Source organism: Tahibacter sp. (assembly GCF_035481375.1).
Lineage (GTDB): Bacteria > Pseudomonadota > Gammaproteobacteria > Xanthomonadales > Rhodanobacteraceae > Tahibacter.
The window spans coordinates 1-8634 of the sequence record NZ_DATIGT010000156.1 but is presented as its reverse complement, the minus strand read 5'-3'; the positions used below and the strand labels follow the sequence as shown (position 1 = coordinate 8634).

The 8634-nt window shown below is 68.4% G+C and carries 8 protein-coding genes; 3 read left to right on the top strand and 5 right to left on the bottom strand.

The genetic code is table 11. The annotated features are described in order from the left end of the window. On the bottom strand, positions 1 to 1309 hold a 1309-nt coding region (gene hutU, locus VLF18_RS10450; protein WP_325279570.1), incomplete at its 3' end, for a urocanate hydratase. 162 nt (positions 1310 to 1471) lie between these two features. On the opposite strand from hutU, the gene VLF18_RS10445 reads away from it, so the two are divergent. Next, on the top strand, positions 1472 to 2788 hold the full coding sequence (locus VLF18_RS10445) for an ectonucleotide pyrophosphatase/phosphodiesterase (protein WP_325279569.1): 1317 nt from the start codon (positions 1472 to 1474) through the stop codon (positions 2786 to 2788). Between the two features lie 10 nt (positions 2789 to 2798). On the opposite strand, the gene VLF18_RS10440 is transcribed toward VLF18_RS10445, so the two are convergent. Beyond that, entirely contained in the window at positions 2799 to 4151 is a 1353-nt protein-coding gene (locus VLF18_RS10440) for a formimidoylglutamate deiminase (protein ID WP_325279568.1), read from the bottom strand. Positions 4152 to 4279: 128 nt separating this feature from the next. On the opposite strand from VLF18_RS10440, the gene hutI reads away from it, so the two are divergent. Further along, positions 4280 to 5506, top strand: coding sequence for an imidazolonepropionase (gene hutI / locus VLF18_RS10435; protein ID WP_325279567.1), 1227 nt, complete (start codon positions 4280 to 4282; stop codon positions 5504 to 5506). Between the two features lie 81 nt (positions 5507 to 5587). Here the strand turns inward: hutI and VLF18_RS10430 are convergent, their stop codons facing one another. From VLF18_RS10430 to VLF18_RS10420, 3 genes are all read right to left on the bottom strand, one after another. Then, positions 5588 to 5761, bottom strand: a complete 174-nt coding sequence (locus VLF18_RS10430) for a 30S ribosomal protein THX (protein WP_325279566.1) — start codon at positions 5759 to 5761, stop codon at positions 5588 to 5590. A gap of 74 nt (positions 5762 to 5835) precedes the next feature. Continuing rightward, positions 5836 to 6906 (bottom strand): cation diffusion facilitator family transporter, encoded by a 1071-nt coding sequence (locus VLF18_RS10425; RefSeq protein WP_325279565.1) that lies wholly within the window; start codon positions 6904 to 6906, stop codon positions 5836 to 5838. 57 nt (positions 6907 to 6963) lie between these two features. Next, positions 6964 to 7407 (bottom strand): MerC domain-containing protein, encoded by a 444-nt coding sequence (locus VLF18_RS10420; RefSeq protein ID WP_414717209.1) that lies wholly within the window; start codon positions 7405 to 7407, stop codon positions 6964 to 6966. Positions 7408 to 7571: 164 nt separating this feature from the next. On the opposite strand from VLF18_RS10420, the gene VLF18_RS10415 reads away from it, so the two are divergent. Then, the coding region (locus VLF18_RS10415) for a TonB-dependent receptor plug domain-containing protein (protein WP_325279564.1) at positions 7572 to 8634 on the top strand (1063 nt) is incomplete at its 3' end.

The following is an 8634-nucleotide window of genomic DNA, read 5'->3' as shown; positions in this document are numbered from 1 at the left end:
CCTTGAGCTCGCCCTTGGCCACCATCTCGTTGAAGGCGAGCGCGAGACGGTGGCGATCGACCAGGCCCACCCAGCAGATGCGCGCCGGCAGGCCCTGGAAGCTGATGCGCGACTTCGCCATGTCGAGCCAGTTGTGCAGGTGCGCGTCGTCCGGAATCAGTTCCTTGACCTTGGCGTCGGTCTTGTAGATGTCTTCGGGATCGCCCGACAGCGCGACCCAGCGGAACGGGCCGACGCCGCGGCAGAACAGCGGCCGCACGAAAGCCGGCACGAAGCCCGGAAAGTCGAACGCGTTCGCGCAGCCTTCGTCCTTGGCCATCTGGCGGATGTTGTTGCCATAGTCGAACGTCGGCACGCCCTGCGCATGGAACGCGAGCATCGCCTCGACGTGGACTTTCGTCGACCGCTTGGCCGCATCGCGCGTGCCTTCCGGATCGCTCTTGCGGCGTTCGAGCCACTGCTCGACGGTCCAGCCGACCGGCAGGTAGCCGTTGACCGGATCGTGCGCGCTGGTCTGGTCGGTCACCGCATCCGGGCGCACGCCGCGGCGTACGAGTTCGGGCAACACGTCGGCGGCGTTGCCGAGCAATGCGATCGACTTCGCTTCGCCGGCCGCCGTGTATTTCGCGATGCGCGCGAGCGCGTCGTCGAGATCGCCCGCCTGCTCGTCCACATAGCGCGTCTTCAGACGGAAATCGATGCGGCTCTGCTGGCATTCGATGTTCAGCGAACAGGCGCCGGCCAGCGATGCCGCAAGCGGCTGTGCGCCGCCCATGCCGCCGAGACCGGCGGTCAGGATCCACTTGCCGCGCAGGCTGCCGCCGTAGTGCTGGCGGCCCATCTCGACGAAGGTCTCGTAGGTGCCCTGGACGATGCCCTGGCTGCCGATGTAGATCCACGAACCGGCCGTCATCTGGCCGTACATCATCAGGCCCTTGCGATCGAGTTCGTTGAAGTGTTCCCAGGTCGACCAGGCCGGTACGAGATTGGAATTGGCGAGCAGCACGCGCGGCGCGTCGGCGTGGGTCGGGAAGATACCGACGGGCTTGCCCGACTGGATCAGCAGGGTTTCGTCGTCGTTGAGTTCGCGCAGCGAACGCAGGATCGCATCGAAGCATTCCCAGTTGCGCGCGGCGCGGCCGATGCCGCCGTAGACGACGAGTTCGGCCGGGTTCTCGGCCACCTCGGGATCGAGGTTGTTCTGCAGCATGCGGAACGCGGCTTCGCTCAGCCAGCTCTTGCAGGTCAGCGCGCTGCCGCGTGGCGCGCGGATCACGCGCGTGGTGTCGATGCGGGTGGGGGCGTTCATGGCCGGCTCCGTATGGCGAAGCCGCGATTATAGGCTGCGGTCCCAGGACTGCGGGTCGCACCGTGATAGCGCGTTGGTACGCGCGCCCGCACCGCATTCCGGCCGCGCCCCGAGACTTTCGGCGCAGCGAAAGCGGCATATCGGGCTGGCATACTTCGGCTCATGCCTTATGCCTTGACCTGCCCGGCGTCGCTGCGACGCCTCGTCCTCCTTGCGTCCTTCACGCTGCTGAATGCCTGCGCGCAGACGCCGGCGACCGTACCCGCGGCAGACGACGGCGCCGCGAACATGACCGCGACGGCGGACCGCGCCCCGGCGAGCGGCGACACCTATCTGCTGCTCGTCTCGATCGACGGGTTTCGCGCCGACTATCTGGATCGCGGCGTCACGCCGCGGATCGCGGCGCTGGCCGCCGAAGGCGTGCGCGCCGACGCCCTGCGGCCGGCATTTCCGTCGCTGACGTTTCCGAACCACTACACGATCGTGACCGGCCTGTATCCGGACCACCACGGCATCGTCCACAACCGCATCGAAGGCGACGGAGAAAAGAATAACTTCGTATACAACGACGCCTCGACGACGGCCGACGCGCGCTGGTGGGGCGGCGAGCCGATCTGGGTCGGCGCCGAACGCCGGGGCGTGCGCACTGCGACCATGTTCTGGCCCGGCTCCGACGTCGCGATCGACGGCATACGTCCGAGCCACTGGAAGCCGTTCGACCGCGGCTTCAGTCCCGACCAGCGCGTCGACACGGTGCTGGGCTGGCTCGATCTGCCGGCGGCCCGGCGGCCGCGCTTCATCACGCTGTATTTCGAGCAGGTGGACCGCGCCGGACACGACTCCGGCCCGGATTCCGCCGAAGTGAACGCCGCGCTCGCCGAGATCGACGCAACGCTGGGCCGTCTCCTCGACGGCATCGCGCAGCGCAGGCTGCGCGATGCCATGAACCTCGTCCTGCTGTCGGACCACGGCCAGACCGCATCGAGCGCCGAGCGCGCCATCGCGGTGGACGAGATCGTCGATCTGAAGCGCGTACGCGCGATCAATTTCGGCGTCGTCGCCGGATTTACACCGCAGCCGGGCGAGCAGCGCTATGCCTACGACGCACTGCTCAAGGCGCATCCGCACATGCAGTGCTGGCGGCGCGCGCAGATCCCGGCGCGCTTCCACTACGGCACGAACGCGCGGATTCCGCCGATCGTCTGCCTCGCGGAGCCGGGCTGGGTCATCACGACCTCGACCTGGCTCGCCGATCGCGGCAGCCATTTCTCGCGCGGCGAGCACGGCTACGACAACGCGCTGCCCGACATGGGCGCGCTGTTCGTCGCGAACGGTCCGGCGTTCCGCCGCGGCGCGCGCGTGCCGGCGTTCGACAACGTCGACGTCTATCCGCTGCTCGCCCGGCTGCTCGGGATAGCGCCGGCGCGCAACGACGGCAATCCGCAGACGATGCGCGGCCTGCTGCGCGAGGACCGCTGAGCGCGCCGACTCAGACCGCGATGCGTTTGAGCGCGGCGGCGTAACGCGCCGCAATGCGTTCGGCATCGCGATGGCGGCCGTCGCGCACGCACCACTGGCCGGCGACCATGACGTCGCGGACCAGGTTGCGATTGCCGGAAAACACGAACGTATCCAGCAGGTGCGCCGGCTCGCGCGCGACGAGCTGCGGCGCGGCATCGTCGAGCACGACCAGATCGGCACGCGCGCCGGACTCGATCGCGCCGAGCGGCGCGCCCGCGGCGCGCGCGCCGCCGAACAGCGCATCGCCCCAGAGCGTCTCGCCGACGCTGCCCGAGGACTCCGACACCGCGATGTTGCGATGACGCGACTGCAGGCGCTGGCCGTATTCGAGCCAGCGCAGTTCCTCGACCGGCGATACCGAAATGTGGCTGTCCGAGCCGATGCCGAGCACGCCGTCGGCGGCGAGAAACTCCTTCAGCGGAAACAGGCCATCGCCGAGGTTCGCCTCGGTCGTCGGACACAGCCCGGCGACAGCGCCGCTCGCGGCGATGCCGCGCGTTTCTTCCGCGGTCAGATGCGTCGCATGCACGAGCGTCCAGCGCGCGTCGACCGGCGCGTTGCCGAGCAGCCATTCGACCGGCCGCGCATTGCGCAGCGCGAGGCAGTCCTGCACTTCGCCGATCTGCTCGGCGATATGGATGTGGATCGGCGCGTCGTCGACGAGCCCGCTGTCGAGCACGGCCTGCATCGACGCCGACGGCACGGCGCGCAGCGAATGCAATGCGACGCCGACGCGCACGGTCGCGCTTTCCAGGCTGCGCAGGCGCTGCAGCAGCGCGAGATAGGCATCGGTCGCATGTCCGAAACGACGCTGCCGTTCGCCGAGTTCGCGTCCGTCGAAACCGCCGGTCTGGTAGAGCGTCGGCAACAGGGTCAGGCCGATGCCGGCCTCGCGCGCGGCGTCGATCAGCGCGAGGGACATGGCTGCGGCATCCGCATACGGCCTGCCGTCGGGCTGATGATGCAGATAGTGGAATTCGCAGACCTGCGTGTAGCCGGCCTCGAGCATTTCGACGTAGAGCTGCGCGGCGATCGCCTGCAGTTCGTCCGGACCGACGCGGCCGGCGAACGCATACATGGTTTCGCGCCAGGTCCAGAAGCTGTCCTCGGGATTCGTCTGGCGCTCGGCCAATCCGGCCATCGCGCGCTGGAACGCATGCGAGTGGAGATTCGGCATACCTGGCAGTACCCAGCGCCCGAGCCGCGCGTCGGCCGGCGCGGCTTCCGCAATCGCGGCGAAGCGGCCGTGTTCCACCGAAAACGCGGTGTCGGCTTCCCAGCCGTGCGGCTGCCAGGCGTAGTCGCTGCGATACGAGGTCATGGCGTCTCCAGAGCATGGCCGCCGGCGCGGCGAAGCTGCGCATGGTGAGCGCTTGCGCCGCCGCCGCCAAGTCCATGCGTTGACGCGCTGACGTTTTGCGGCGGCGGCGGACTGCTACCATCGCGCGCATGGATACGAACTGGGATTGCCTGCTGCTCGACTGCCGGCTCGCGAGTTTCGTCGACAACGGACGTTCCTACGGACGCATCGACGATGCCGCGATCGCCTGGCAGGACGGCGTCATCGTTTACGCCGGACCGCTCGCCGGCCTGCCGGGTTCGCCGCAGTCGCTGTCACGCCATGTCGAATCGCTGCAGGGCGCCTGGGTCACGCCCGGGCTCATCGACTGCCACACGCATCTCGTCTTCGCGGGCGACCGCGCCGGCGAATTCGAGCAGCGTCTGAACGGCGTCAGTTACGAAGCGATCGCGCGCGCCGGCGGCGGCATCAATTCCACTGTGCGCCGTACGCGTGACGCGAGCGCCGACGAGCTCCTCGCGCAGTCCCTGCCGCGCGCACGCGCCCTGCTCGCCGACGGCGTCACGACGCTGGAGATCAAGTCGGGCTACGGGCTGGACCTGGTCAGCGAACGCAAGATGCTGCAGGTCGCCCGCCGCCTCGGCGATGAACTCGGCATCGGTGTCTGCACAACGTTTCTCGGCGCACATGCTCTGCCGCCGGAATTTGCGGGCAACCAGTCCGGCTATATCGACGAAGTCTGCATCCACATGATGCCGGCGCTCGCCGCCGAAGGACTCGTCGACGCGGTCGATGCGTTCTGCGAAAAAATCGCGTTCACGCCCAGCGAGACGCGCCGCGTCATGGAAACCGCGCGCGGCCTCGGCCTGCCGGTCAAGCTGCACGCGGACCAGCTCAGCGACCTGCACGGCGCGGCGCTCGTCGCGGAATTCGGCGGGCTGTCCGCCGACCACGTCGAGTACACCAGCGCGGCCGGCGTGAAAGCCATGGCCGAAGCCGGAACGGTCGCCGTGCTGCTGCCCGGCGCGTTTCACGTGCTGCGCGAGACGAAGCTGCCGCCGGTCGACGCGCTGCGCGAGCACGGCGTCGCGATGGCCGTGTCGACCGATCTCAATCCCGGCACGTCGCCGCTGCTGTCGCTGCGCATGGCCATGAGCTTCGCCTGCACCTTGTTCCGGTTGACGCCCGAGGAAGCGCTGCGCGGCACGACCATGCACGCGGCGCGCGCGCTCGGACTCGGCGACCGCGGCCGCCTTGCCGCCGGGCTGCGCGCCGATCTCGCGGTCTGGAACATCGCCGAGCCCGCGGAGTTGTGCTACTGGCTCGGCGCCGGCGGCGCCGAGCGCGTCTACGCCGGGGGGCGGCGTCTCATCTGAAGATTCCCCGCATGCCCTGCCGGAAATGAAAAAACCCCCGCAATGCGGGGGTTTTTCGATAACGGTCGAAGCGTCGCGGGATCAGGCGGCCGGCTTCTTCGCGGCGGGCTTCTTCGCGGCAGGCGCAGCCTTCTTCACAGCGCTCTTGCTGACGGTCTTCGTCGCCGCATCGGTCTTGATGGCGTGCGGACGGACGTTGCCGTAGCTGCCGGAATAGGTCTTGCCCTTGCGGGTCTTGCGATCGCCCTTACCCATCTCGAATCACTCCAGGAATTACTTGCAATGGCCGCGTAGCTTACCAGCGCCGCGGCCGTGCGCAAAACCGGGCCTCAGTGCGAGTGGCCGTGATGGCCGTGGCCCGGGCAGGCCGGGCGGGGCCTGACGTCCTTCGGCGGCTCGCAGGCCGGCGCGTGGCAGTTCACGCCGTCGAGCTGCACGGTCACGTGTTCGATGCCGAAGCGGCGGCGCAGCGCGCGCCCGACTTCGAGGATCGCGTCGTCCGGCGCAGTACCTTCGTTGAGCCGCGCATGCAAGGTCGCGACGCGCACGCCGCCGGCGAGCTGCCAGACATGAACGTGGTGCACCTCGCGCACGCCGGGCACGTCCGTCTCGACGCCGCCGACGATCGCATCGACCTCGACGCCTTCGGGCACGCCTTCGAGCAGGATGTGCGCCGAACGCCGCAGCAGGCGCCAGGCGCTGTTGAGGATCAGCAGCGAGACGAAGATGGAAATGGCGGGATCGGCCGACAGCCAGTCGAAATACCGCACGAGCAGCGCGGCGCTGACCGCGCCGAGCGAACCGAGCAGATCGCCGAGCACATGCAGCCGGGCACCGGCGGTATTCAGATCGTCGTGATCGTGGCCGCCGAGCACGCCGAGCACGAGCAGGTTCACGCCGAGCCCTGCGATCGCGACCAGCAGCATCATGCCGGACAGGATCGGCGCCGGCGTCTGGAAGCGCTGGATCGCCTCGAACACGATCCAGCCGACCAGCACGAACTGCGACAGCGCGTTCGTATAGCCGACCAGCACCTCGAGCCGCGCATAGCCGAAGCTGCGCCGCGCATCGGCCGGACGCTGCGCGAAATGCGCGCCGAGCCAGGCGAACAGCAGCGCGAGTGCGTCGACGAGCATGTGTCCCGCGTCGGCGACGAGCGCGAGCGAGCCGGACAGCCAGCCGCCGACCGCTTCGACGACGAGCATCAGCGTCGTCAGCGCGAATGCGAGCATGAGCTTGCGCGTGCGTTTGCGGTCGCCGGCATACGCGGCTACGTGGCCGCGCGCCTCGTCGTCGAGTTCGGCATGGCTGTGGCCATGGGAATGAGCGTCTGGGCCATGACCGTGGTCGTGATCATGGTCGTGCGCGACGGTGCTGGCGGATGACGGCGGACGGGTCATGGAAAAAGCGCGCTCTGGAATGCGGGCATGCTAGGAACCGCCGCAGCGGTTACACAATCACTCGTGCCGGCAGTTCTGGTCGTGGATGTGCGAAAGGCGCAGGTTCACAAGGTGCGCGAGTGCGAGCAGGCTGCCGCCGGTGCTGACCAGCACGGCATGCACTGTCGCCGAGGAATCGAAATCGACGACGACGCCGGCCAGCAGCAGCGCCATGGCCGGCAGCAGCAGAAACAGCGCGTTCGGCCGCCGATGCCGGCGGAAACCGAGTAGCAGCATCGTCGTTGCGAGCGCACAGGCGAACAGTACGAAACCGCGCTCGATCGAATGATCGGCCAGAAACGCGAGGCCCAGCGCCGGCAGCACGGCGATCACGAACGGCAGCAGCGCGCAGTGGATCGCGCAGAGAAACGACGCAGTCGCACCGAAGCGATCGGCGATCGCCGCGAAGCCGCGGATGCGCGGACGGTCCGCCGTCGTTTCGGAAGGATCGGTCGAATTCACATCACACGCCTCGTACCGCATCGAAAGGGCTCCGCAAGGGGCGTCGCCACCGGCCCGGGCCGGGGCGTGAGTGTAGCCATGACTTCCGGACATTGCCGGATCGCGAATTGATACAGTATAACATATCGAATCGCTTCACCATCCTTATGTTCCCGGAGTCCTGCATGAGAAAGACCGTGCTAGCGCTGACCATCGTGACCCTGCTGAACGCCGGCACCGCCGCGGCGGCGACCGACGCCGTTGCCGAGGCCAGTGCTTCCGTATCGGCGTCCGCCGATGCCGGCGGCGAACGCAATTCGCCGGAGCAGGCGCACAAGCTCGACGAGGTGGAGGTCACCGCGCTGCCGATCAAGCAGAGCGCCGACGACGTCATCGCACCGGTCAGCGTGCTGGCCGGCGCAGCGCTCGACGACGCCAAGGCCGGCACGCTCGGCGAAACCGTCGCGAAGCAGCCCGGCGTACAGACCACGTATTTCGGTCCCGGAGTCGGCCGCCCGGTGATCCGCGGTCTCGATGGCCCGCGCGTCGGCGTGCTGTCCAACGGCGCGAGTTCGGGCGACGTCTCGACGGTGAGCCAGGACCACGCCGTGTCGATCGAGCCGTTTCTTGCCGACCAGATCGAAGTGCTGAAGGGTCCGGCCACCCTGCTCTACGGCTCCGGCGCGATCGGCGGCGTCGTGAACGTCGTCGACGGCCGCATCCCGGAACAGCGGCCCGACCGCCCGCTGTCGGGCCGCGCCGAATTGCGCGGCAACGACGCCTCGGACGAACGCACCGGCATGGCGCGCATCGATCTCTCCGCCGGCGACTTCGTGCTGCATGCCGACGGCACTCGTCGCGACACCGACGACTACGACGGCCCCGACGGCAAGATCGCGAACAGTTTCCTGACGACGAAGTCGGGCTCGTTCGGCGGCTCGTGGATCGGCGACCGCGGCTTCATCGGTCTGGCCGTATCGCGCTTCCTCGACCACTACGGCAATCCGGCCGAACCCGGCGATCCCGCCGAGGGCGAAGCCGGCGTCACGCTGAAACTCGCGCAGACGCGCTATGACATCAAGGGCGCAGTGAATCTCGATGCCGGCGCGCTCGAAAGCGTGCGCGTCAACGCGAGCCACACGGATTACACGCACACCGAATTCGAAGGCGATGAAATCGGCACGGTGTTCCTCAGCGAATCCAACGAAGGCCGCATCGAACTCGTGCAGGGCGATCTCGCCGGCTGGC

Coding starts and splice junctions, on each gene's coding strand:
- VLF18_RS10440 (WP_325279568.1), bottom strand. CDS start 4,151: ATGACCTCGTATCGCAGCGACTACGCCTGGCAGCCGCACGGCTGGGAA.
- VLF18_RS10430 (WP_325279566.1), bottom strand. CDS start 5,761: ATGGGTAAGGGCGATCGCAAGACCCGCAAGGGCAAGACCTATTCCGGC.
- hutI (WP_325279567.1), top strand. CDS start 4,280: ATGGATACGAACTGGGATTGCCTGCTGCTCGACTGCCGGCTCGCGAGT.
- VLF18_RS10445 (WP_325279569.1), top strand. CDS start 1,472: ATGCCTTATGCCTTGACCTGCCCGGCGTCGCTGCGACGCCTCGTCCTC.
- VLF18_RS10425 (WP_325279565.1), bottom strand. CDS start 6,906: ATGACCCGTCCGCCGTCATCCGCCAGCACCGTCGCGCACGACCATGAT.